A 22,955-nucleotide genomic window follows, 5' to 3' on the forward strand; every position below is an offset into this window, starting at 1 on the left:
TATGGATTGATATAGAAGTTATACAAAGGCGTAACTTGGAGCGTATAATTTCTCAAGAAATAGTAAAAAGTAAAGATGATTTATACATAATAGAGCAAGAACGGATATAACAATTAATGAGTAGAGGCACAAACGCCTTAACAAACCATGAACAACACCCCAATACTATTTATAAAAGTGAGTATAAAGCACAAAATAACTCAAGAACATCCAGTATTATAAATAGTATTAAGAACTCAAAACATGGGGTAATATAAAGAAAATAAGCAACGTAACAGGAAAGATTCTTTTTAATAAAACCACAGCTAGCGTACTCGGATTAATAGCAAATAGTATTATGCTGGCAACTATAGCACCTGCAACAGCTCCATTTATGTTGGTATCAGCTGCTGCCATGGCAACATCTATAGTAGGTAAAGCAATAATAGGTGTAGTACATACACGCAAGATACGTCTTCTTACACAAGAAAATAAATTATTAGAAAAACATCGTGATGATTTGAGTAAATAACAAGCTCTTCTAAAAATTGATACAAAGTTAAAAGATATTTTAAAAGATGATTTATATATACATAATGAGCAGCAACAAACGAAAGACAAAAGTAATAAAGGTACCAAATCATTATTTATAGCATCGGTTATAACAAATGGAATAAGTAATATAGTAAACGTGGCGGGGATATCAGCAGCTATTGTATTTAAACAACTATCATTTTACTTTATTAGCTGCTTTAACTTCCACTTCCTCGTGCAATTTATACTTTGCTATTTTTTTTTTGAAAATCTAGTAAAAATAATGGCAAAAGTAATAAATAATGCGGAAAAGAATTACAGTAGAATTCAGAAAGGTTTCGACAAGATAAATTTAAAGGCGAGCTAGGCATGTATATTAATATGTGAGCAAAGGCGATAGTACAAAATTCGCTTGTATCAAGCTTTATGAATTATGCTGTATATGAAAGATTCTAAAAACTCGTATGGATCAGGAAATTTATTCAGTGTCATACCATGACTTGTTGACCACGATATAGCATTATTACGCGGATCGATTCCGCCCATGTCATCCTAGTTCGCTTGACCGCAGGTTCCAAAAACAATAGCCAAGTAATGTAATATTAATACGTAACTATGGCTAAAGCGAGATAAAAAAGGTATAAACTGTCATACCGGGACTTGTTCCCGGTATCCAGAAAACCTTAAAAAGTTTTGGATCCCGTGGTCAAGCCACGGGATGACAAATTAATAGCATACCATTTTTATTTAACCCTAGCTATATCAATCTCTAAATGGACAATCTCTTCTAGTTTTCTTCTTGTAAACGAATTACGTAAATTTTATTAGACTTCTTCAGAAATAAGGATTTAGAGAGGAATTTAAAAGAGACACTTCACTTTGAACCGTAGCCGTACATACTAGTATGTGAGGATGAGTGGTAAGGATCGACGTACAAATTACCTCTAAAAGTAGAGTTTCCGAAGAGTTCTATTGTATGACACTGAACGTGTTTCCTGATTTACACAATAAAAAACTATAACTATAAAGAACCTGGGAATTTAGAAAAAGTACTAAAAAATGCTAAAATTTAGTATTTTTGTACTGGATTATTTCGTCAATTACTTTGTAATTTTCTAGCAATGGCATTAAATTATTAACTAATATATACTTAGTTAGAAATGCCATTTCACAAAGATACTGTTTTTCTTGATAGGTTTAACTATTGTAACATTTAAAACTGAAAAGCTTGAGTTTAAGCTTCATTCATTGTTTGATATTTTCGTTGAAATACTAAAAACTTTTGATTGGTGGGCGATGACGGACTCGAACCGCCGACACTCTCGGTGTAAACGAGATACTCTACCAACTGAGCTAATCGCCCATATTTTTTATTAATTAGTAAAATAACATCACTTATAATTAATAAGAAGTATATAACTAATTTAGCAAAATTTTATTAGTTTTTGCTTTTAAATTACTAAAAAGTGTTATTTACTTTCGTTCAAACTTTTTATTTGCCTTGATAATCTGCTGATTTTTCTTGAGGCGGTATTTAATTTAATTATATTTTTTTTCACACCTTGCATTATCTTAGACTGAGCAACAGATAAAGCTATGTTAGCATTTTCTTTATTACCAAGACTGATTTCATGTACAACTTTCTTTATAAAAGTTTTTATTGCACTAGATCGTTTTTTATTGATTAGAGTTCTTTTTACTGTTTGTCTAGTAGCTTTTTTTGCTGAAGAATGATTAGCCATCACTGAGTCTCTTATTTTTAATTTTTAATTTCTTCATTAGCATCTTGCTGTATATTTCCTTTAGCATCAATATCTCTATCTACAAATTCAATATATGCTATCGGTGCTAAATCACCATAACGGAATCCGGCTTTTATTATTCTAGTATAACCGCCAGGTCTATCTTTATATCTGGTACCTAAAATATTTATAAGCTTTTCTACTGCTTTTTTATCTTTTATTTTTGATAAAACGCTTCTTCTTACCGTTAAATCAGCTTTTTTAGCTTTAGTAATTAGAGTTTCAATGTAAGGTCTTAATTCCTTAGCTTTCGGTAAAGTAGTTTTAATTTGTTCATGGATTACAAGTGCTACAGCCATATTAGCGAGCATTGCTTGCCGGTGACTACTTGTTACATTTAACTTTCTGCCTTTAATTTTATGTCGCATTTTTTAGTCCTTAATTATAAGAATCTTCATAACGTTTAGATAATTCCTGAATATTTTCCGGTGGCCAATCCGGTACATCCATACCAAATCTTAAATTAAATTTTGCCAATATTTCTTTAATCTCATTTAAAGATTTTCTACCGAAATTTGGAGTTCTTAGCATATCGGATTCCGTTCTTTTTACTAGATCCCCTATATATATTATATTATCATTTTTCAAACAATTTGCCGATCTAACCGATAATTCCAATTCATCGACTCTCTTAAGTAAATAAGGTGAAAATGGTAAAGCATCAGTTTTAACTTGCTTATCTTCTTCCTGTTCTTCAAAAGAAATAAATAATTGTAATTGCTCCTGTAAAATACGTGCAGCTAAACCTACAGCCATTTCAGGTAATAAATCACCATTAGTTTCTACAAACATAATTAATTTATCATAATCGGTAGCCTGACCTACCCTAGTATTTTCTACCTTATAAGTAACACTCTTTACCGGATTAAATAAAGCATCTATAGCTATTTCACCAATAGGTAAATTATCCTCATAACTATTTGTGCTAAGTACATATCCTTTACCAACCTTGCAAGTTAATTCCATTTCAAGCTGCTTGTCCTTAACTAGATCACAAATTACATGATCCGGATTCAGTATTTCTACATCATGACCTGTTTCAATCATACCGGCCGTTACAACACAAGGTCCTGTTGCTTTTAATTTCATGATACGTTTTTCCGCAACATGCATTTTTACTTCAATACCTTTAATATTTAAAATCACTTCCGATACATCTTCTTTTACACCGGGTATAGAAGAAAATTCATGTTCTATAGCAGGGATCTTTATAGAAGTGATAGCTGCTCCTTGTAAAGAAGAAAGTAATACTCTTCTCATAGCATTACCGAGTGTTAAACCAAAACCTCTTTCTAAAGGTTCAACTACAATTTTAGCTTTATTATTGGTTTCTGGAAAATTTTCATAAGCGACTTTATTCGGCTTTATTAAAGTATTCCAATTTTTACTTAACAATAACATTTAATACCTATGATTCTCTTATACTCTTCTTCTTTTTGGCGGTCTTACTCCATTATGAGCAATTGACGATACATCTAAAATGGATGTAACCACAAAATTTTGTCCGAATAAAGCTCTCATTGCTGATTCACGCTGAGCCCCCGGTCCTCCAATCCTAATAGAAATAGTTTTTAGACCATATTCTTTTGCTTTTTCCGATGCTCTATCAATTGTTACTTGAGCTGCATAAGGTGTTGCTTTTCTTGCCCCTTTAAACCCATTACCTCCTGCCGATGCAGAAGAAATAGTATTACCTTGGATATCAGTAAATGTTACTATAGTATTATTAAATGATGCTCGGATATGCACAACACCAAGAGTGATAGTTTTTTTCTTTTTCTTAACTTTAACCGTCTGATTCATTATTTATACTCTATACTTAAACTATTATTTTACAGCTTTTTTCTTTCCGGCTATCGCAATAGCTTTACCTTTTCTAGTTCGAGCATTAGAATGCGTGTTCTGTCCTCTCACCGGCAATTTACGTATATGTCTAAGTCCTTGATAACATCTTATATCTTTTTTTTTCTTAATATTAAGCGTAACTTCTCGTCTTAAATCACCCTCAACTTTATACTCACTTTCAATAATATTACGTAAGCTTATTAACTCTTGATCTGTCAGTTCTTTCACTTTTTTATCTTTCAATATCTTTGCTTTATTACAGATCTCTGCTGCCATAGTAGGCCCAAGACCGTAAATGTAAGTTAAACTCACAACTAAACGTTTATTATCAGGAATATTAACACTTGCAATTCTTGCCACAAATAATCTCCAAAATTTTACTAGTAACTAGAAAATAATATAAAAATCTTTGATAAAGTCAATTTATTTTTAGTATTTTCTGTATATCAATTTCTATTTCTTGTTCATTTTTACTTCCATTAACTATATAAAAATTACCACTATTTTTATAGTAATCTATTAACGGATATGTTTCTGTTTTATATACTTCAATTCTTTTTTTTATTACTTCTTCATTATCGTCTTTTCTATAATCAAATGTACTTGAACCGCAAACATCACATACATTATCAGTTTTAGGCTGCAAGAAGTAACTATTATATATTTTACCGCAATTTTTACAACTATATCTTCCTAAAATTCTTTTAATTAATAATTCATCTGAAACATCAAAATATATTATTTTAATTTTTTCTTTAATAAATGATTCAAAAAATTTCGCTTGCTCTAAATTACGCGGATATCCATCTAATATGTAGCCGTTTTTATATTCAGAGGATAATAAAAAATTTTTGATTACTTGATTAACTATTTCATTAGGGATAAGCTCCCCTTGCTTAACATAATTATTAATTAACTCTGCTTCACTAATTGATGTTTTAATAATTGTTCTAAATATATCACCGATTGCTATATGTGGTAAATCAATTTTTTTAGCTATCTTTTTTCCTTGTGTTCCCTTGCCCGCTCCTGGAGGACCTAAAAAAATTACTATCACTATTTTAGCTCATTTTTAATTTTTTAATTTTACTTTCTTCATTAAACCTTCATACTTACTACTAAATAAGTAAGTTTGAATCTGAGTCATAGTATCAAGTACCACGTTCACTACAATTAAAAAACTCGTACCTCCTAAAGAAAGAGAGATTACATATTTATTCATTAATAGCTCCGGAATTACACATATTACACTTAAATATATCCCACCTATAACCGTAAGCCTTGTAAGTATATAATCAAAATAATCAGATGTATTTTTTCCTGGTCTTTTACCTGGAATATAAGCACCGTATTTTCTTAAATTATTAGCAGTTTCTTCAGAATTAAATACTATTGCAGTATAAAAAAAACTAAAAAACATAATTAATGCTACATATAATAAAATATATACAGGTTTTCCATGCCCTAAGTAATAAGTAAGCATGCCCATAGTTTCTGAATTACTATTAGAAAAATTAGCAAGCGTAGCAGGAAATAGTAAAATTGAACTAGCAAATATTGGAGGTATTACACCAGAAGTATTTAACTTGAGAGGCATATGGGTTGCTTCGCCTCCATAAATTTTATTTCCTACTTGTCTTTTAGGATACTGCACCAATAATTTTCTTTGGGCTTTTTCAAAAAATATAATTATAGCTATTAATACAACTACTCCAATACAAACAGCTATCGCTATTAACGGCGATAATGCTCCTTTTCTTGATAATTCAAACATACTAATAATAGCACTAGGTACTCCCGAAATTATACCTATAAATATAATTAAAGACGTACCATTACCTATTCCGCGTTGTGTAATTTGTTCTCCTAACCACATTAATAGCATCGTGCCTACAACTAAAGTAATTACGGTTGTAACTCTAAAGAAAAAACCCGCTAAAATTACTACAGGACCGGTATTTGTTACAATCGACTCTAAACTTATAGCAACTCCATAAGCCTGAAAAGAAGCAAGCAGAACCGTTAAATATCTCGATAGCTGATTTACTTTTCTTTTGCCGACTTCCCCTTCTTTTTTTAAATTTTCCAAAGGTTTATATGCAACTGACATTAATTGGATAATAATTGAGGCGGTAATATACGGCATAATTGCTAAAGCAAAAATGGACATTCTACCTAGCGATCCTCCGGATAGCATATTAAACATTCCGAGTATTCCGGATTGATTCTTTGCAGCCACACTACTTAAAGCAATTGAATCTATACCAGGTATAGGTATAAAAGACCCAAATCTACATACTATAAGAATGAGAATAGTAAAAACAATGCGACTAACTAAATCATTACCGGATTTTTTAGAAAAATTCTGCCCCATATACTATAATAATTTTCCACCTGCTTTCTCGATTAAATCCTTAGCTTCAGAAGAATAAGCATCTAATTTTAATGATAGAGGAGAAGCGAAATCATCACTACAAATAGATAATAATTTCACTAATTTCTTATTATTTTTATTATTAACTACTCCGGCTTCTACCAATTTTTCTTTCGTAATAGTATCATCAGCACTTAAACGCCCATCGGCTAATGCTTCTTCAATATAAGAAATATTTATTATATTGTATTTTTTAGTTGAAATACAATTAAACCCTCTTTTAGGTAGTCTTTTGATCATAGGTGTTTGACCACCTTCAAAACCTTTTATTGCAACGCCGGATCTAGATTTTTGACCTTTAATTCCTCTACCACCGGTTTTTCCTTTACCACTACCAATACCGCGTGCTATTCTTTTCTTATTTTTTTTAGCACCTATATTATTATATAATTCATTTAATTTCATTTAAAAACTCTAATTACATATTTTCTATTTTTAACAAATGCTTTACTTTTTCAACCATCCCTCTGATTGAATTAGTATTTGCAAGAATAACGCTCTTATTAATTTTGTTTAAACCAAGCCCAACTAATATCAATCTTTGATCATACTTACGACCTATAGCACTTTGAACTTGAGTAATTTTTATATTATTGATCTTATTATTCATAACTTCACCTTACTTACGCAACATATATTCATTAACTTGAATGTTAGAAGATTTTACAGATATTTCATTTACTTTTTTATCTCTTCTCATAGCAATAGATTTTGGTGATGCAAGTTTATTTAATGCATCAAATGTTGCAGAAATCATTGCGTAAACATTCGTTGAACCTATTGATTTAGCCACAATATCATGAACGCCTAAAGAGTCAAAAATTGCTCTCATAGATCCTCCGGCTATAACGCCTGTACCTGCTTTAGCTCTTCTTAAAATCACTTTAGCAGCTCCACTTTTACCAATAACGTCATGGTGAATAGTCCTATTTTGATATAACGGCACTTTCATCATTCTCTTTTTAGCGGCTTGTTTTGCCTTTCCTCGAGCTTCATTTACTTCTTTAGCTTTTCCGTGTCCCGCTCCGACTCTGCCGGCTTTATCACCGACAACTACATAAGCAGAAAAAGCAAAGCTTCTACCGCCTTTTACTACTTTTGTAACTCTATTTACATCAACTAAAACTTCACTTAAAGTCTCGTCATTTTTTTTAACTTTAGACATTACTACAACCTTATAACCTAAAATTTTATTTTCTCTCTAGCTGCATCAGCTAGAGCTTTTACAACACCGTGATACTTATATCCGCCTCTATCAAATACTACGTCTTTTATCCCTGCAGAATCAGCTTTTTTTGCTATTTCTTTACCTACTTTGATAGCATTTTCAATATTACAATGAGATTTTTTTAATTTTTTTATTTTCTCATCTAAAGTTGAAGCAGAAGCAATCGTTATAGACTTAGAATCATCAATAATTTGTGCATATATATGTCTACCTGACTTAAATATTGATAATCTAACTCTATTAGATGTTTTAGATATTTTATGTCTTATTCTACTTCTTCTTTTTTCAAATTTTAGCTTAGCACTATGCATATTTAACTCTTAAATTTAATTTTTCTTACCTTCTTTACGCGGTATAAATTGATTTTCAAATTTAATTCCTTTTCCTTTATAAGGCTCAGGTGGTCTCTGTTTTATAATAATTGAAGCAAATTGTCCTAATTTTTCTTTATCTGTTCCCTCAAGAATAATAATATTTTGCTTAGGCATCTCTATTTTAATATCTGACGGTATTTCAATTTTTGTATTATGGCTTTTAGCAAGCATTAAATTTAAATATTTACCTTTTACCATTGCCCTGTAACCGACTCCGTTAATTTCGAGTTTAAGCTTAAAACCTTCTTTTACGCCGGTAACCATATTTGATATTATGCTTCTTGCAGTACCCCACATAGCACGTGCATTTTTATTTGCGGCTAAAGGTTTTACTAAAAGCTTATTTTCTGCCAAGGAAATTGCTATATTACCTTTAAAAGTTTTTGATAATTCGCCTTTAGGTCCGGATATTTTTACTTCTAAATCATTTAAACCAATTTTTACACCTTCAGGTATAGTAATTGGCAATTTTCCAACACGTGACATTTTTTTACCTTAAAATACTTTACAAATTACTTCGCCGCCGACATTTTTAATATGAGCTTCTCTATCAGACATAACACCGTAAGGAGTAGAAAGAATATATATACCCATATTATTATAATATCCTTTCAAATCTTTAATAGCAGAATATACTCTTTTTCCAGGCTTTGATACTCTATGAATTTCGCATATAGAAGCATCGCCATTAACAGAGTACTTTAAAGCTACCTCAGTATAACTAATATTATTTTTTTGAGTAGTTATATAATCTTTTATATAACCTTCTTTTTGCAAAACATTTAAAATTGAAGTTTTAATTTTAGAACTAGGAAAAGAAACATTTATCAATTTGCTTTTATAAGCATTTCTAATTCTAGTTAACATATCTGCTACATTATCCGTCATTGACATATGATTTACCTATCGACTTTTACCAACTTGACTTAACTACACCGGGAACTAAGCCTCTGCCTATTAATTCTCTAAGCTTGTTCCTCGATATACCAAACTTTCTTGTAACACCTCTTGGTCTACCTGTAAGCTCACATCTATTTCTTATTCTAGTAGATGATGAATTTCTAGGTAATTGTGCAAGTAACATTACCAAAGAAAAACGTTCTTCCAATGAAATATTTTTATCATAAATTTTACTTTTTAGTGCTAAACGTTTATTATGTAAACTTTGTGATTTTTTTTTCCTACTTTCGTTCTTTTTTATAGAACTTACTTTTGCCATTATATATATCCTAAAAATTAATTATAAAAAGGTAAATTAAACCCTGATAACAAAAATTTACTTTCTTGATCTGTTTTAGCAGATGTAACGATTGTAATATCCATACCCCTTATTGTATCGATTTTATCGTAATTAATTTCAGGAAAAACTATCTGCTCTTTTAATCCAAAAGTAAAATTCCCTTTACCATCAAAACTTTTATAAGAAAAACCACGAAATTCCTTAACACGGGGTAATGCAACAATTACTAACCTCTCTAAAAAATCATACATTCTATCTTTACGTAATGTAACCTTGCAACCTATTTTCATATTTTCGCGTAACTTAAAAGTTGCAATAGATTTTCTTGCTAACGTTACAACCGGCTTCTGACCGGAAATCAAAGTAAGATCATTTACTGCATTATTAATTACTTTGGAATCGGCTGTTGCTTCCCCTACTCCCATATTTATAACAATTTTTTTAATTTGCGGTATTTCGTGTTTATTTTTATAAGAAAATTTTTTTTGTAAGTTTTCAATAATTTTTTGCTGATACAATTCTTTAAATCTTAACATTATTTACCTTCCTTACCGATAATTTCCCCTGATTTCTTTGCTACTCTAACCTTAGAACCGTCTTCTAAGAATTTAAAAGCTACCTTGGTAGGGTTACCGGTTTTTGGATCGATGTGTGCAATATTTGAGATATGTATAGGTAATTCTTTAGTTATTATCCCGCCTTCACTCATTTGATTAGATTTAGTATGCTTTTTTACTAAATTTACTCCAGAAACAATTACTTTACTGTCATCCGGGAAAACTTTTAATATTTTACCTTTTTTTCCTTTGTGCTTTCCGGTAATAACAACAACTTCATCACCTTTTTTTACTTTTAATTTAACCATTTATAACACTTCCTCTGCAAGCGACATTATTCTAACATATTTTTTCGCTCTAAGTTCTCTTGTAACAGGACCGAAAACTCTAGTACCGATAGGTTCATCTTGTTTATTCAAAAGCACTAATGCGTTTTTATCAAATTTTATTGTACTACCGTCAGGTCTTACTACTCCAGTCTTTGTACGAACAATCACACCTTTATAAACATCACCCTTTTTAACCTTACCGCCGGGTATAGCGTCTTTAACAGATACAACTATAACATCACCCAGCTTTGCCACCATATGGTGAGAGCCACCTAAAACTTTAATACACATAACTTTTTTAGCACCGGAATTATCTGCAACTTCCAAGGTGCTCTGCATTTGAATCATAAACTACTTCCAATTTTTTATACACGAGAAATAAAATAAACAATCTACCTTATAAAGTCAAAGATTAAAAAACTTTATTCCCCATTTACCACTACCCATGTTTTGGTTTTTGAGATAGGACGACTTTCAATTATACTAACTTTATCTCCTTCTTGATATTTATTTTCTGAATCATGAGCAGCATATTTTTTAGATACTTTCACGAATTTTTTATAAATAGGATGCTTAAACTTTCTTTCTACTTTTACTGTAACCGTCTTATCAGCTTTTGAACTTATAACCACGCCTTGTAACACTCTTTTCGGCATTTTAATATTCCTCACTATTAGCTCTTTTTGTTAATTCAGTTTTAATACGTGCTATAGACTTTTTGACTAACGAAAACCTACTAGTATTTTTTAACTCACCTAAAGCTTGTTGAAATCTTAAATTAAACAATTCTTTTTTTAAAAGATTAAGGTTTTTATAAAGCTCTTCTATTGTTTCAGTAGATAACTTACTTCTTAATAATTTTAAATCATTCATAACGTCTCACTATCCTTGTTCTAACAGGTAATTTTGCACTTGCAAGCTCCAAAGCTCTAAGTGCAACATTTTCTTCTACCCCTTCAATTTCAAACATAATTCTTCCAGGCGAAACTCTAACTGCAAAAAATTCAGGAGAACCTTTACCTTTACCCATTCTTACTTCGGCAGGCTTTTTAGAAACGGGAACATCCGGAAAAATGCGAATCCATAATCTTCCTTGCCTTTTCATACATCTAGTAGCAGCTTTTCTTCCTGCTTCTATTTGTCTTGCAGTAACACGCCAACCGTCTATAGATTTTAGACCAAATGATCCAAAAGCAAGCGTCGTACCTGCTTTTGCTTTTGAAGCAACTCTACCCTTATGAGCTTTTCTAAATTTTTGTTTTTTCGGAGCTAACATTTTAATACTTAAAATTAATTATATCTTTTATTTTCTGTATATTCACCTTTATAAATCCACACTTTAACCCCTATAACTCCATAAGTAGTTATAGCCTCAGCTGTTGAATAATCAATATCAGCTCTTAAAGTATGTAACGGCATTCTTCCTTCTATATACCATTCGGTTCTAGCAATTTCAGCACCTCCAAGTCGTCCTGAACAACTAACCCTGATACCTTGTCCACCTTGTTTAAATGAAGCCTGAATTGCTGTTTTCATGGCTTTTCTAAAAGAAAACCTTTTTTCAAGCTGTAGTGCTATAGTTTGAGCTACTATAGCAGCATCTATATTAAATTTTCTAACTTCGTGAATATTTATATAAACTTCTTTTAAAGAAGTCATTTTCTCGATAGCTTTTTTTAGCTTATCAATTTCACTACCGTTTCTACCGATAATGATATTTGGTTTTTTGGCATTAATATTAATTATAATACTTTTATTAGAAGGGCGTTCAATTAAAACTCTGCTAACTTGAGCTTGATTAAAATCCTTATTTATTAAATCCCTAATTTTTAAATCTTGTATAAAAAGAGTTTTATAATGTTTTTCTGCATATAATACGGAATCCCAACCTTTAATTAAAGTCGGTCCAACTCTAAAACCATGTGCACAAACTTTCTGCCCCATTTTAATTATCCTCTTTTTCTGTAACAGTTATATAAAGATTACTAAAAAACTTATTTATTCTAGTTGCTTTTCCTTTTGCTCTTGGCATAACTCTTTTCATTACTAAAGCCTTACCTACAGTCGCTTTAGTAATAACCAATCTATCTATATCTAAACCTAAATTATTTTCAGCATTTGCAACAGCAGATCGTAAACAATCTTTTACAACTTTTGCAATTCTTTTAGGAGAAAAAGTTAATTGTACCAATGCTTCAGATACTTTCATATTTCTAATAAAGGCTGCAACTAAATTGAGCTTCCTTGAACTTACTCTAATAGATTTAGCTTGTGCCGTAGCAAAATTTTTATTTTCTTGTACCATATAAATCTTTACTTTCTTTTGACTTTTTTATCTGCTCCATGACCGTGAAATGTTCTAGTAGGAGCAAACTCACCTAATTTTCTTCCAACCATTTCTTCATTTACAGAAACCGGAATAAATTTATTTCCATTATGAACAGAAAAGGTAAACCCTACAAAGATAGGTAAAATCGTTGATCTTCTAGACCAAGTTTTAATCATTTCAGATTTACCTGATTCCATTAATTTTTGAACTTTCTTTATTAAATAACCGTCTACAAAAGGCCCTTTCCATATTGAACGTGCCATACTAATACCTAATTAATTTAAAATCTATTTTCTTTTCTTTACAATAAATTTTGAAGTACGTTTATTTTTACGTGTCTTCTTACCCTTTGTTGGGAATCCCCAAGGAGTAACAGGATGGCGACCGCCTGAAGTTTTACCCTCACCACCGCCATGAGGGTGATCTACAGGATTCATTGCTACACCTCTAACATGCGGTCTCCAACCTAGCCATCTATTTCTACCTGCTTTGCCTAAATTAATATTTTTTTGATCCGGGTTAGATATACTACCTATAGTAGCTTTACAATCTAAAGGTACTAACCTAAATTCACCTGATCTTAATTTAATCTGAGCATATCCTGAATCTTTACCCACTAAATCTACTGAAGTACCTGCAGACCTTGCAATTTGACCGCCCTTACCGACTTTCATTTCAACATTATGTAAAGTAGTACCGATAGGAATGAATTTTAAAGGTAAACAATTTCCTATTTTTATATCAGCATCTTGACTTGATATTACTCTATCACCTACAGATAATTTTTGCGGTGCTAGAATATAAGAATATTCCCCATCTTCATATTTTATTAAAGCAATAAAAGCAGTTCTATTAGGGTCATACTCTATTCTTTCAACAATAGCAGAAATATCGATTTTATTTCTTTTAAAATCAATAATACGATATAATTTTTTGTGTCCTCCACCTCTATGCCAAGAAGTAATTCTACCTTGATTATTTCGCCCACCGGTTTTAGATATACCTTTGGTCAAAGATTTTAAAGGTCTGCCTTTCCATAAACTAGTTTTATCAACTTGAACTAACTCTCTAAGAGAAGGAGTAATTGGATTAAAGTTTTTTAAAGCCATTTATTTAATTCCTCCGGCAAAATCGATATTATGGTCTTTTTCTAATGTAACAATAGCTTTCTTTCTATTGATTTGAGTCCCTATAATTCCTTTAAATCTTTTCTTCTTACCTTTAACGTTTAAAATATTCACTTTTTTTACTTTTACTTTAAATATTTCTTCTATAGCTTTTTTAACGGTAAGTTTTTCAGCAAATTTATCTACATAAAAAGCGTATTTATTTTGTTCCGAAAGGGTTGTAGTTTTTTCTGTAATAATAGGTTTTCTAATTAAATCGTAGTATTTATAAGAACTCATCTTAACCTCTCTTCTAAAACACTCACTGCTTCTTGTGATAATAGGACATATTCATGTCGTATTATATCATAAACATTTGCTCCTATTTGTGGAACAATCACAGTATTATAAATATTTTTTGCAGCTAAAGAAAAATTAATATCTACTTCATTTCCGTCTATTACAAAGAAACTTTTCCCTTGAAATTTGTTTAATATATTTACAAGAGCAGAAGTTTTAGGCTTATCTAGCTTTAAAGAATCTATTACTAATAATTTTCCTTCAGCGTATTTCTCGGATAAAGCATGAATTAAACCAAGTTTTCGTACTTTTTTAGGTAATTTTGTTGCATGACTACGTACTCTAGGTCCATGAGCTACACCACCACCACGCATCTGTACCGATCTAAGGGAGCCTTGTCTTGCATTACCTGTACCTTTTTGCTTAAAAGGTTTTTTTGTGGTTCCTAATACTTCTGATATTGTTTTAGTTTTGTGGTTACCAGACATTGCCTTAGCTCTCTGCCAATCAATAACCTGCTTTATTATATCATCTCTGATAAATTCAACAGCAAATATATCTTCATTTAAGCTAATCTCACCAACTTCTTCATTAGCAAGACTTAATATTTTAGTTTTCATCTTTATTTAACCTTATACAGTCTTATATAAAACTTTTATATAAATAATATTGCATGGCGTTTTGTTAATTTGATAATCTTTAACCTCAACAAACATGTCTAAATATCTATTATACAGTTATTGAAATCTTTTTTATTGCATCTTTTACTGAAAGATACGAATTTTTGTGACCGGGTATACTACCCTGAATCATAATAAGCTTACGCTCCTTATCAACGGCAAATATTTTCAAATTTTGAATAGTAACTTGGTTACATCCCATACGACCGGCCATTTTTTTGCCTTTGAAAACCTTTCCTGGATCTTGTCTTTGTCCTGTAGAACCATGCGAACGATGGGATATCGAAACACCGTGAGAAGCTTCAAGACCTCTAAAATTATGTCTTTTCATACTACCAGCAAATCCTTTACCTATAGTAGTTGCCGTTATATCCACAAATTGCCCTGCCGTAAAATGGTCTACTTCTAGACTTGCTGCTATATCAATAAAATTCTCTTCAGAAATTCTAAATTCTTTTAATTTAGTTTTAGGAGATATTTTGGCATTAGCAAAAACTTGTTTCATAGGTTTGGTTACTCTAGATATTTTTTTATCTTTTACACCTATAACCAAAGCATTATATCCATGTTTTTCTAGAGTTTTATGTCCTACTACTTGACAATCATCAACTTTTACTAATGTTAAAGAAATTCTTTCGCCTTTATCATTAAAAACACTAGTCATCCCAATTTTTTGAGCAATTATACCGGTTCTCATTTATTCCCCACTCTCTAATTCAATCACTACATCAACACCTGCTGCTAAATCAACTTTACTTAAAGCATCGACAACCGCCGGATTCGGATCACCTATAACTAATAATCTTTTATGCTTTCTAATTTCAAATTGCTCTCTTGACTTCTTATGTACATGCGGAGACCTATTTACGGTAAATCTTCCAATTTTTCTAGGTAAAGGAATAGGACCATTAATGTTAGCAAACGTTCTTTTAACAGCACTAACTATCTCTTTTGTAGCTTGATCAAGACTACGGTGATCAAATGATTTTAAACGAATTTTAATTTTATTTTTCATTCAGTAAACCTAATATTTAAACAGCAAGATATTTTTTTAGACATCTTTCCAAACTTTACTTCTAGAGGTAATTTGTACGTCGACCTGGTACTCGAATCCTCACGTACGTTATATATGCTGCGGTTCTGCGTTCCGTACCTCCTTCAAATTCTTCTCTATAAGCAAGCCGATTCGGAAAAATGTCTATTACATCTTAAAATATAAATACCTATTATTTTTTAATAATAGGTATTTATAAAATCAATTAATTATTTATTTTAGTTACTACGCCGGCACCCACTGTTCTACCACCTTCACGTATAGAGAATTTCAACCCTTCCTGCATCGCAATCGGTTTAATTAATTCCACTGTAAAAGTAGCATTATCTCCAGGCATAACCATCTGCTTATCAGCAGGCAATTTTATTGTACCGGTAACGTCTGTTGTTCTAAAATAGAACTGCGGACGATAGTCATTAGTAAATGGGGTATGACGTCCACCTTCTTCTTTACTAAGCACATATACTTCAGCTTCAAACTTATCATGCGGTTTTATGCTACCAGGTTTTGCGAGCACTTGTCCTCTTTCAACTTCTTCTCTTTTTGTACCGCGTAGTAATATACCAACATTATCTCCGGCTTGTCCTTCATCAAGTAATTTTCTGAACATTTCTACACCGGTACAGGTAGTTTTTTGCGTATCTTTTAGACCGACTATTTCAATTTCCTCACCTACCTTAATTATTCCTGACTCTACTCTACCAGTTACAACAGTACCTCGTCCTGAAATAGAGAATACATCTTCTATCGGCATTAAGAAAGGTTTATCCGTAGCTCTTACAGGCTGCGGTATATAGCTATCTACTGCATCCATTAGCTCATTAATAGCTTTTTCACCTTCAGGCTTTCCTTCTAAAGCTTGAAGTGCAGAACCTTTAATAATAGGTATTTCATCACCCGGAAAACCATATTTTGATAATAATTCCCTTACTTCCATCTCTACTAGTTCTAATAGATCAGGATCATCCACCATATCTACTTTATTTAAGAATACTACCATAGCAGGCACACCTACCTGTTTTGCTAGTAATATATGCTCTCTAGTTTGCGGCATAGGACCATCAGCAGCAGAAACTACTAATATTGCACCGTCCATCTGAGCAGCACCGGTTATCATGTTCTTTACATAGTCAGCGTGTCCCGGACAATCTACGTGTGCATAGTGTCTATTTTTAGTCTCATATTCTACGTGTGCAGTAGAAATAGTTATACCTCTTTCTTTTTCTTCAGGAGCAGCATCAATTTGATCATACGCTGTAGCTTGTGCTCCACCTGTCTTAGCAAGTACTATAGTTATTGCTGCCGTTAAGGAAGTTTTACCGTGATCTACGTGACCGATCGTACCTATATTAACGTGCGGTTTAGTTCGTTCAAATTTTGCTTTTGCCATATTATTACTCTCTACAATTTTTTAGGTTTAATACAAGTTAATTTTTTATAAGTGCATTTTTTTGCTAAATTTATTTGTTACCACTATCTCTGGAGCGGGTGATGGGAATCGAACCCACACAGCCAGCTTGGAAGGCTGGAACTCTACCATTGAGCTACACCCGCATTGTGGCACTATTAATAAAATAATTTCAAAGTTATTTTGTTAACAGTGCTATATCAATTTTATTCAGATTTATAAATATACACAATTATGTTTTATTTTTAAATAAAATGATATGTTTCCCTGAACCATTTAAGTGGTGGAGGGAGAAGGATTCGAACCTTCGAACGCTTACGCGGGCAGATTTACAGTCTGCTGCCATTGACCACTCGGCCACCCCTCCTAAAGAACTTTACTGTATTAAATAGACTAATTCACTGTAAAATACAATATATTAATTAGTATTAGGACTTAATAAAACTTCTTGCCGAATCATCAAATAAACAAATAGCAGCTTGCACATTTATTTAGTTGTAACTTTCTATAATAAATAGTAGTTTCTGTCAAGAACAAATTACTGACGGTTTTTAATAAGATGCAAAATAAAAAACTTGATTCTAAACATTGTTATTATATGTATGGGAAACATCCTGTATTTTCTGCTCTAAATAATCCAAAACGTCAAATTGACAATATTTTATGCACTAGGGAAATTTTTGATACAAACAAAAAATTAATAGGTACTAGATCTTATGAAATTGTTAATAACGATATTTTATCTAAATTACTGGAAAACCAAACACATCAAGGAATAGCTGCAAAAATTAGACCAATTTTTTCTTACAATTTAGAGGACATAGATATAACAAATCCAAAATGTAAAATTGCGATTCTTGATCAAATAACAGACACACAAAATATTGGAGCAATTATTCGTAGTGCCGCTGCTTTTGATATAAATGCTATAATATTACCTCAAGATAATTCTCCGAATGAAAGCGGCGGCATTGCTAAAGCGGCTTGCGGTACTTTAGAATTAATACCTATAATTAAAGTTACTAACTTACGCTCATGTATGAATTATCTTAAAAAACACGGCTTTTGGATTATGGGTCTAACAGGTTCTGCAAATAACTACTTTACCGATCAATTAATTTCCGACAAAATAGTATTGGTATTTGGCTCAGAAGATAAAGGCATACGAAGATTAGTCGCAGAAACATGTGATTATTTAGCCAAAATCCCTATTTCTCAGAGAGTAGAAAGTCTTAATGTATCAAATGCCGCTTCTATAATTTTTCATTCATTACATAAATAATATTTTTAATAAATCAAATATTGTTTTTTATTTACTTCGATATAAATATTTAGTCTACTAAAATTAAAGTCATAAACTTTTATTATATCAATTAATTTGAGAGAAAAGTCATGAAAAGAGGACCAAATGAACAAATTATCGAGAGTTTTGAAAAACAATTAGACATATTTATAAATGCACTTACAGAAAAAGAGATAACAACAGCTATATTAAACAATTTTTTTGATAAAGTGATCAATAACCTCAAGAATGAAAGATTAATTAATGATACTATATTTGATATATATCAAGGTAAAGCAGTAATTACTAAACCTATATATTCCGATTATATAGCATCTTCCGAACCTAAATATAACGAACCTTGGCAAAAATTTTATAGTTTTAATCGTAATCTTATGATAGAAAGCACATTAATATTTATTGCTAAGAATCTAAAAAAAGCTTCTTTAACAGACAAATTATATTATAGCTTTGCTAAATTAGCCCAGCAATTAGACTTGAATGCAGTAAGTGATCATTTTATGAAAAAAATAGATAATTATATAACATTTAACAATTTATGAAAAATTACAGAACCGAAAGTGATTCTTTTGGAGAAATTCAAATAGAAGAAAAATTTTATTGGGGGGCTCAAACTCAAAGATCTTTAGAAAATTTTAAAATAGGCAAGCAAAAAATGCCTGAAATTTTAATTCGTGCTCTTGCTATTTTAAAAAAATGTGCAGCACAGGTTAATCATGAGTTTGGTGATTTAGAAGCTAAAATCGCTATAAGTATAGATAAAGCCACGGATAGAATCTTAGAAGGCGAATTTGAGGATAATTTTCCTTTAGTAGTTTGGCAAACAGGTTCAGGAACGCAAACAAACATGAATATGAACGAGGTTATTGCCTCTATTGCCAACGAAGAATTAACAGGCAAGAAAGGCAGCAAATCTCCGGTACATCCTAACGATCATGTTAATAAAGGACAATCATCCAACGACTCTTTTCCAACCGCCATGCATATAGCAACCGTACTTGCAACTAAACAGCAACTGATACCAGCTTTGAATAATATACTTACCTCTTTGCAGGATAAGTCAAAAGATTGGGATAAAATCATAAAAATAGGACGTACTCACTTGCAGGATGCAACTCCTTTAACTCTTAAACAGGAATTCTCCGGATATATTACACAAATAGAGTATGCTTTAGAACGCATAGAAAATGCACTACAAAAAGTTTATCTACTTGCCCAAGGAGGAACGGCAGTCGGTACAGGTATTAACTCAAAAATAGGCTTTGATATAAAATTTGCCGAGAAAGTGGCAGAGTTTACTAAACAACCCTTTAAGACGGCTCCTAATAAATTTGAAAGTCTAGCTGCTCACGACGCACTAGTAGAATTTTCAGGAACTCTTAATACTATAGCAGTTAGCTTAATGAAAATAGCAAATGATATAAGACTGCTCGGCTCCGGTCCAAGATGCGGTCTTGGTGAGCTACATTTACCTGAAAATGAACCTGGTTCTTCTATTATGCCCGGTAAAGTAAACCCTACACAAGTCGAAGCTTTAACAATGGTGTGCAGTCAGGTGATGGGAAATCATGTTACGGTTACTATTGCCGGCTCAAACGGACATCTTGAACTTAATGTATTTAAACCTGTAATAATATACAATATCCTACAATCTATAGAGCTGTTATCCGATAGCGTAAATAGCTTTGTTACTCACTGTGTTAAAGGATTAGAACCCAATATAGCATGCATTAATGATTTACGTGATAAATCTCTAATGCTTGTTACAGCTCTTAATCCGCATATAGGCTATGATAATGCCGCAAAAATTGCTAAAGAAGCACATAAGCACGGGATCACTTTAAAAGAAGCAGCTAAAAAACTCAATCTTCTATCGGAAGCAGAATTTGATAAAATAGTAGTACCTGAAAAAATGGTTGGTCAATCTTAGATTTTATATAAAGATATTAATTTAAACTATTAATATCACTGTACAAAATCTTATAAATAGGATAATATTAAATTAGTCTATTTATTATATTATCTATGTGAAACAAAATTTATCTAATCAAATTAACCTACTCAAAGCAAAAACTCATTTTTCCGATCTAATACAGCTTGTACAAGACGGAGAACAAATTACCATTTGTAAGCATAATACGCCGGTTGCAAAAACTATAACTCAAAAACCTAAAATGGATAATATAGTAGAGCAAATAAGAGAATTCCGCAAAGGCAAAACATTAGCTCCTTATACTATTAAAGCGCTTAGAGATGAAGGTAGAAAATGGTGAATTCTAAACCGTTTATAGCCGATTGCTCCATAACTGTCTCATGGTTCTTTTATGATGAACGTGATAAATATTCAGATTTTACATTATATTATTGTTATAAGTTTAGAATGATAGTACCGCCTCTTTGGAGACTTGAAGTAACTAATGTAATATTAATAGCAGAAAAACGTACTAAAATAAAATCAGTAGAGATTATTAAAATTATAGATTTTTTAAACTCTCTCCCCCTTAATATATCAAATTTAAATTTTTCCATACATGAAATCATACAAACTGCAAGAGCCAACAATCTTACTGTATATGATACAACTTATTTATTAACTGCCATGCATGAAGGACTTCCTATGGCCACTAACGATAAATCATCCCTAATTCAAACTAATTTACTATAAAAGAAAACAATCCACATTTTTCATAAAAAGTTTATGGAAATTTCTAAATCTTTTATTATACTTAAACATTAATTATATAAAATATAAAGAGTATCATGGTTTTAAATATCAAAGCTCCTGAAAATATAGTATTAAAGCCGACCATTACAGTTTTCGGCGTTGGGGGTGCAGGTAGTAATGCAGTAAATAATATGATTAGTGCTAATCTGCAAGGTGCTAATTTTGTAGTAGCTAATACTGATGCACAATCGCTTGAACATTCTTTATGCACTAACAAAATACAACTCGGTGTTTCTACGACTAGAGGTCTTGGGGCAGGAGCTTCTCCTGAGGTTGGAGCACTTGCTGCTCAAGAATCAGAAAGCGAAATTCATAGTTACCTAGAAAATAGCAATATGGTATTTATTACGGCAGGTATGGGCGGTGGTACAGGTACCGGTTCTGCACCGGTTATTGCACGCATTGCTAAAGAACTAGGCATCCTTACAATTGGGGTAGTAACTAAACCTTTCCATTTTGAAGGCGGTCATCGTATGAAAACTGCCGATAAAGGACTTATTGAATTACAGCAATTCGTTGATACTTTAATTGTAATACCGAACCAAAATCTATTCCGTATTGCTAATGAACAAACGACGTTTGCCGATGCTTTCAAAATGGCAGATGACGTATTACATGCAGGCGTTAGAGGAGTAACGGATTTAATGATTATGCCGGGACTTATTAATCTTGATTTTGCTGATATTAAAGCAGTAATGAGCGAAATGGGTAAAGCAATGATGGGTACAGGTGAAGCTAGTGGCGAAGATAGAGCTATTAAAGCGGCAGAATCTGCAATTTCAAATCCACTGCTAGATCATAGCTCAATGTGCGGTGCAAGAGGTGTATTAATCAATATTACTAGCGGTTCCGACATGACCTTATTTGAAGTTGACAACGCTGCTAATAGAATTAGAGAAGAAGTAGATAACCTTGATGCTAATATTATTTTCGGTTCAACATTTAATCCGGAATTAAAAGGAATTATCAGAGTATCAGTTGTTGCTACCGGTATTGATGCCGATAAAGTACCGACATATAAACCCGCAATAGCTGAAACTACCAATATAGTTCCTGAGGAAACTTATAATAAAGCTATAGCACAACCTACACAAATAGAAGAAATTCCTGATTTTAACAGCTACAGTACCGAAAATATTGAAATTACCGACTCTCCAATAAATCAAAATTTTATCGGAAATGAAAAAGAGCTAGGGTTACATGCCAATACTTTCAACAAATCTAAAGATGACTCACCCAAACCATCATTTTTAGGAAAAATATGGGGTTCTCTGCGTGCTTCAAATAATCAAACTTTAGAACGCAAAAACGTTGTTGTTGGTACTCTAGATCAAGATAATAAAGAGTCTGATATTCATGACATACCGGCTTTTTTAAGAAAGAAACGGGATTAGATTAGAAAATGAATATAATTTTAGAACAGCATAAAAAAGAATTATTAGAAATAACTAAAAATTTTCCTGCAGATACTGCATCACTAATAAATTATGTAGATAAAACATTTAAATGTCACATTCATGATTTATCTTGATCGGATCAAAAAGATTTAAAGTTTTTTATAGCAAAAAGCTTTGCAAATCAAATTGATGTTTGTAAAACTAAAGAACATGCTCAAAATTTTTTACAAGAGTTACACAAGCTATGGGAAGATTTATTTGAAGAGATATTGGAAGATAAGCCTGTATATAGTTTAGACATTGACGGAGCAACATACTATGCCGCATTAGA

General features: G+C 31.7%; 37 protein-coding genes, 3 tRNA genes and 1 pseudogene. 8 read left to right on the forward strand and 33 right to left on the reverse strand.

From position 1 onward, the window contains the following. Nucleotides 1-337 precede the first annotated feature (337 nt). A complete protein-coding gene (locus tag RGRA_RS11960) occupies nucleotides 338-511 on the forward strand; it encodes a hypothetical protein (RefSeq protein ID WP_017442469.1) in 174 nt (57 codons plus the stop codon). Nucleotides 512-1,800: 1,289 nt separating this feature from the next. Here RGRA_RS11960 and RGRA_RS0106315 read toward each other — a convergent pair. The 33 genes and pseudogenes from RGRA_RS0106315 to RGRA_RS0106470 form a co-directional block, all read right to left on the reverse strand. After that, a tRNA-Val gene (locus RGRA_RS0106315) sits at nucleotides 1,801-1,876 on the reverse strand. Nucleotides 1,877-1,982: 106 nt separating this feature from the next. Continuing rightward, nucleotides 1,983-2,255, reverse strand: coding sequence for a 30S ribosomal protein S20 (rpsT, locus tag RGRA_RS0106320; protein ID WP_024547372.1), 273 nt, complete (start codon nucleotides 2,253-2,255; stop codon nucleotides 1,983-1,985). Between the two features lie 17 nt (nucleotides 2,256-2,272). Beyond that, a complete protein-coding gene (gene rplQ / locus RGRA_RS0106325; protein ID WP_017442471.1) occupies nucleotides 2,273-2,683 on the reverse strand; it encodes a 50S ribosomal protein L17 in 411 nt (136 codons plus the stop codon). Between the two features lie 10 nt (nucleotides 2,684-2,693). Continuing rightward, nucleotides 2,694-3,716: a DNA-directed RNA polymerase subunit alpha gene (locus RGRA_RS0106330; protein ID WP_017442472.1), complete on the reverse strand. Its 1,023-nt coding sequence runs from the start codon at nucleotides 3,714-3,716 to the stop codon at nucleotides 2,694-2,696. An 18-nt stretch (nucleotides 3,717-3,734) separates the two neighbouring features. Then, nucleotides 3,735-4,118, reverse strand: coding sequence for a 30S ribosomal protein S11 (gene rpsK / locus RGRA_RS0106335; RefSeq protein ID WP_008580920.1), 384 nt, complete (start codon nucleotides 4,116-4,118; stop codon nucleotides 3,735-3,737). A gap of 24 nt (nucleotides 4,119-4,142) precedes the next feature. After that, nucleotides 4,143-4,520, reverse strand: coding sequence for a 30S ribosomal protein S13 (gene rpsM, locus RGRA_RS0106340; RefSeq protein ID WP_024547374.1), 378 nt, complete (start codon nucleotides 4,518-4,520; stop codon nucleotides 4,143-4,145). A gap of 58 nt (nucleotides 4,521-4,578) precedes the next feature. Further along, entirely contained in the window at nucleotides 4,579-5,217 is a 639-nt protein-coding gene (locus RGRA_RS0106345) for an adenylate kinase (RefSeq protein WP_024547375.1), read from the reverse strand. A 15-nt stretch (nucleotides 5,218-5,232) separates the two neighbouring features. Then, nucleotides 5,233-6,534 (reverse strand): preprotein translocase subunit SecY, encoded by a 1,302-nt coding sequence (secY, locus tag RGRA_RS0106350; RefSeq protein WP_017442474.1) that lies wholly within the window; start codon nucleotides 6,532-6,534, stop codon nucleotides 5,233-5,235. Between the two features lie 3 nt (nucleotides 6,535-6,537). Continuing rightward, complete coding sequence (gene rplO, locus RGRA_RS0106355; protein WP_017442475.1) at nucleotides 6,538-6,999, reverse strand: 50S ribosomal protein L15; 462 nt, start codon at nucleotides 6,997-6,999, stop codon at nucleotides 6,538-6,540. 13 nt (nucleotides 7,000-7,012) lie between these two features. Beyond that, a complete protein-coding gene (gene rpmD, locus RGRA_RS0106360) occupies nucleotides 7,013-7,204 on the reverse strand; it encodes a 50S ribosomal protein L30 (RefSeq protein ID WP_017442476.1) in 192 nt (63 codons plus the stop codon). 9 nt (nucleotides 7,205-7,213) lie between these two features. Further along, complete coding sequence (gene rpsE, locus RGRA_RS0106365) at nucleotides 7,214-7,759, reverse strand: 30S ribosomal protein S5 (RefSeq protein ID WP_017442477.1); 546 nt, start codon at nucleotides 7,757-7,759, stop codon at nucleotides 7,214-7,216. 17 nt (nucleotides 7,760-7,776) lie between these two features. Next, on the reverse strand, nucleotides 7,777-8,133 hold the full coding sequence (rplR, locus tag RGRA_RS0106370) for a 50S ribosomal protein L18 (protein WP_017442478.1): 357 nt from the start codon (nucleotides 8,131-8,133) through the stop codon (nucleotides 7,777-7,779). A gap of 15 nt (nucleotides 8,134-8,148) precedes the next feature. Next, nucleotides 8,149-8,682, reverse strand: a complete 534-nt coding sequence (rplF, locus tag RGRA_RS0106375) for a 50S ribosomal protein L6 (RefSeq protein ID WP_014273686.1) — start codon at nucleotides 8,680-8,682, stop codon at nucleotides 8,149-8,151. Nucleotides 8,683-8,691: 9 nt separating this feature from the next. Next, entirely contained in the window at nucleotides 8,692-9,090 is a 399-nt protein-coding gene (gene rpsH, locus RGRA_RS0106380) for a 30S ribosomal protein S8 (RefSeq protein WP_017442479.1), read from the reverse strand. Nucleotides 9,091-9,109: 19 nt separating this feature from the next. Then, on the reverse strand, nucleotides 9,110-9,415 hold the full coding sequence (gene rpsN / locus RGRA_RS0106385) for a 30S ribosomal protein S14 (RefSeq protein WP_017442480.1): 306 nt from the start codon (nucleotides 9,413-9,415) through the stop codon (nucleotides 9,110-9,112). Nucleotides 9,416-9,432: 17 nt separating this feature from the next. Then, nucleotides 9,433-9,972: a 50S ribosomal protein L5 gene (gene rplE, locus RGRA_RS0106390; RefSeq protein WP_010977582.1), complete on the reverse strand. Its 540-nt coding sequence runs from the start codon at nucleotides 9,970-9,972 to the stop codon at nucleotides 9,433-9,435. Continuing rightward, complete coding sequence (rplX, locus tag RGRA_RS0106395; protein WP_017442481.1) at nucleotides 9,972-10,301, reverse strand: 50S ribosomal protein L24; 330 nt, start codon at nucleotides 10,299-10,301, stop codon at nucleotides 9,972-9,974. Before rplX ends, rplE begins: the two co-directional genes overlap by 1 nt. Beyond that, nucleotides 10,302-10,670 (reverse strand): 50S ribosomal protein L14, encoded by a 369-nt coding sequence (gene rplN / locus RGRA_RS0106400; RefSeq protein ID WP_017442482.1) that lies wholly within the window; start codon nucleotides 10,668-10,670, stop codon nucleotides 10,302-10,304. A 74-nt stretch (nucleotides 10,671-10,744) separates the two neighbouring features. Beyond that, nucleotides 10,745-10,978, reverse strand: a complete 234-nt coding sequence (rpsQ, locus tag RGRA_RS0106405) for a 30S ribosomal protein S17 (protein ID WP_004997812.1) — start codon at nucleotides 10,976-10,978, stop codon at nucleotides 10,745-10,747. Between the two features lies 1 nt (nucleotide 10,979). Next, nucleotides 10,980-11,195 (reverse strand): 50S ribosomal protein L29, encoded by a 216-nt coding sequence (gene rpmC / locus RGRA_RS0106410; protein ID WP_017442483.1) that lies wholly within the window; start codon nucleotides 11,193-11,195, stop codon nucleotides 10,980-10,982. Further along, a complete protein-coding gene (gene rplP, locus RGRA_RS0106415) occupies nucleotides 11,188-11,598 on the reverse strand; it encodes a 50S ribosomal protein L16 (protein ID WP_011270636.1) in 411 nt (136 codons plus the stop codon). The genes rpmC and rplP overlap by 8 nt, the downstream gene beginning before the upstream one ends. Before the next feature lie 14 nt (nucleotides 11,599-11,612). Further along, nucleotides 11,613-12,266 (reverse strand): 30S ribosomal protein S3, encoded by a 654-nt coding sequence (rpsC, locus tag RGRA_RS0106420; protein ID WP_017442484.1) that lies wholly within the window; start codon nucleotides 12,264-12,266, stop codon nucleotides 11,613-11,615. A gap of 1 nt (nucleotide 12,267) precedes the next feature. Then, a complete protein-coding gene (gene rplV / locus RGRA_RS0106425) occupies nucleotides 12,268-12,627 on the reverse strand; it encodes a 50S ribosomal protein L22 (protein WP_017442485.1) in 360 nt (119 codons plus the stop codon). 8 nt (nucleotides 12,628-12,635) lie between these two features. Further along, nucleotides 12,636-12,914: a 30S ribosomal protein S19 gene (gene rpsS, locus RGRA_RS0106430; protein WP_008580964.1), complete on the reverse strand. Its 279-nt coding sequence runs from the start codon at nucleotides 12,912-12,914 to the stop codon at nucleotides 12,636-12,638. Nucleotides 12,915-12,938: 24 nt separating this feature from the next. After that, on the reverse strand, nucleotides 12,939-13,760 hold the full coding sequence (gene rplB, locus RGRA_RS0106435; protein ID WP_017442486.1) for a 50S ribosomal protein L2: 822 nt from the start codon (nucleotides 13,758-13,760) through the stop codon (nucleotides 12,939-12,941). Further along, nucleotides 13,761-14,057: a 50S ribosomal protein L23 gene (gene rplW, locus RGRA_RS0106440; protein WP_011270632.1), complete on the reverse strand. Its 297-nt coding sequence runs from the start codon at nucleotides 14,055-14,057 to the stop codon at nucleotides 13,761-13,763. Continuing rightward, nucleotides 14,054-14,677 (reverse strand): 50S ribosomal protein L4, encoded by a 624-nt coding sequence (gene rplD, locus RGRA_RS0106445; protein ID WP_017442487.1) that lies wholly within the window; start codon nucleotides 14,675-14,677, stop codon nucleotides 14,054-14,056. Before rplD ends, rplW begins: the two co-directional genes overlap by 4 nt. A 109-nt stretch (nucleotides 14,678-14,786) precedes the next feature. Further along, on the reverse strand, nucleotides 14,787-15,434 hold the full coding sequence (gene rplC / locus RGRA_RS0106450) for a 50S ribosomal protein L3 (RefSeq protein WP_017442488.1): 648 nt from the start codon (nucleotides 15,432-15,434) through the stop codon (nucleotides 14,787-14,789). Then, nucleotides 15,435-15,752 (reverse strand): 30S ribosomal protein S10, encoded by a 318-nt coding sequence (gene rpsJ, locus RGRA_RS0106455; RefSeq protein WP_012153050.1) that lies wholly within the window; start codon nucleotides 15,750-15,752, stop codon nucleotides 15,435-15,437. Next, nucleotides 15,749-15,939, reverse strand: a pseudogene (locus RGRA_RS14445) (palindromic element RPE1 domain-containing protein). Before RGRA_RS14445 ends, rpsJ begins: the two are co-directional and overlap by 4 nt. A gap of 57 nt (nucleotides 15,940-15,996) precedes the next feature. Beyond that, entirely contained in the window at nucleotides 15,997-17,181 is a 1,185-nt protein-coding gene (gene tuf, locus RGRA_RS0106460; RefSeq protein ID WP_017442489.1) for an elongation factor Tu, read from the reverse strand. A gap of 90 nt (nucleotides 17,182-17,271) precedes the next feature. Next, a tRNA-Gly gene (locus RGRA_RS0106465) sits at nucleotides 17,272-17,345 on the reverse strand. A gap of 135 nt (nucleotides 17,346-17,480) precedes the next feature. Further along, nucleotides 17,481-17,566 (reverse strand) — tRNA-Tyr (locus RGRA_RS0106470). Between the two features lie 192 nt (nucleotides 17,567-17,758). On the opposite strand from RGRA_RS0106470, the gene rlmB reads away from it, so the two are divergent. The 7 genes from rlmB (at nucleotide 17,759) to RGRA_RS14170 (ending at nucleotide 22,758) form a co-directional block, all read left to right on the forward strand. Next, complete coding sequence (rlmB, locus tag RGRA_RS0106475; protein ID WP_017442490.1) at nucleotides 17,759-18,481, forward strand: 23S rRNA (guanosine(2251)-2'-O)-methyltransferase RlmB; 723 nt, start codon at nucleotides 17,759-17,761, stop codon at nucleotides 18,479-18,481. 110 nt (nucleotides 18,482-18,591) lie between these two features. Further along, nucleotides 18,592-19,044 carry a hypothetical protein gene (locus RGRA_RS0106480; protein ID WP_017442491.1) on the forward strand — a complete coding sequence of 151 codons (453 nt, stop codon included), beginning with the start codon at nucleotides 18,592-18,594 and terminating at the stop codon, nucleotides 19,042-19,044. Then, nucleotides 19,041-20,432, forward strand: coding sequence for a class II fumarate hydratase (fumC, locus tag RGRA_RS0106485; RefSeq protein WP_017442492.1), 1,392 nt, complete (start codon nucleotides 19,041-19,043; stop codon nucleotides 20,430-20,432). Before RGRA_RS0106480 ends, fumC begins: the two co-directional genes overlap by 4 nt. Nucleotides 20,433-20,529: 97 nt before the next feature. Then, entirely contained in the window at nucleotides 20,530-20,775 is a 246-nt protein-coding gene (locus tag RGRA_RS0106490; protein WP_017442493.1) for a type II toxin-antitoxin system Phd/YefM family antitoxin, read from the forward strand. Continuing rightward, nucleotides 20,769-21,167, forward strand: coding sequence for a type II toxin-antitoxin system VapC family toxin (locus RGRA_RS0106495; protein ID WP_017442494.1), 399 nt, complete (start codon nucleotides 20,769-20,771; stop codon nucleotides 21,165-21,167). Before RGRA_RS0106490 ends, RGRA_RS0106495 begins: the two co-directional genes overlap by 7 nt. A gap of 95 nt (nucleotides 21,168-21,262) precedes the next feature. Then, nucleotides 21,263-22,621 (forward strand): cell division protein FtsZ, encoded by a 1,359-nt coding sequence (ftsZ, locus tag RGRA_RS0106500; protein ID WP_017442495.1) that lies wholly within the window; start codon nucleotides 21,263-21,265, stop codon nucleotides 22,619-22,621. 8 nt (nucleotides 22,622-22,629) lie between these two features. Further along, nucleotides 22,630-22,758, forward strand: a complete 129-nt coding sequence (locus RGRA_RS14170) for a hypothetical protein (RefSeq protein WP_017442496.1) — start codon at nucleotides 22,630-22,632, stop codon at nucleotides 22,756-22,758. Nucleotides 22,759-22,955: the final 197 nt, after the last annotated feature.

Origin of the sequence: Rickettsia gravesii BWI-1 (assembly GCF_000485845.1) — a bacterium.
Classification (GTDB): domain Bacteria; phylum Pseudomonadota; class Alphaproteobacteria; order Rickettsiales; family Rickettsiaceae; genus Rickettsia; species Rickettsia rickettsii.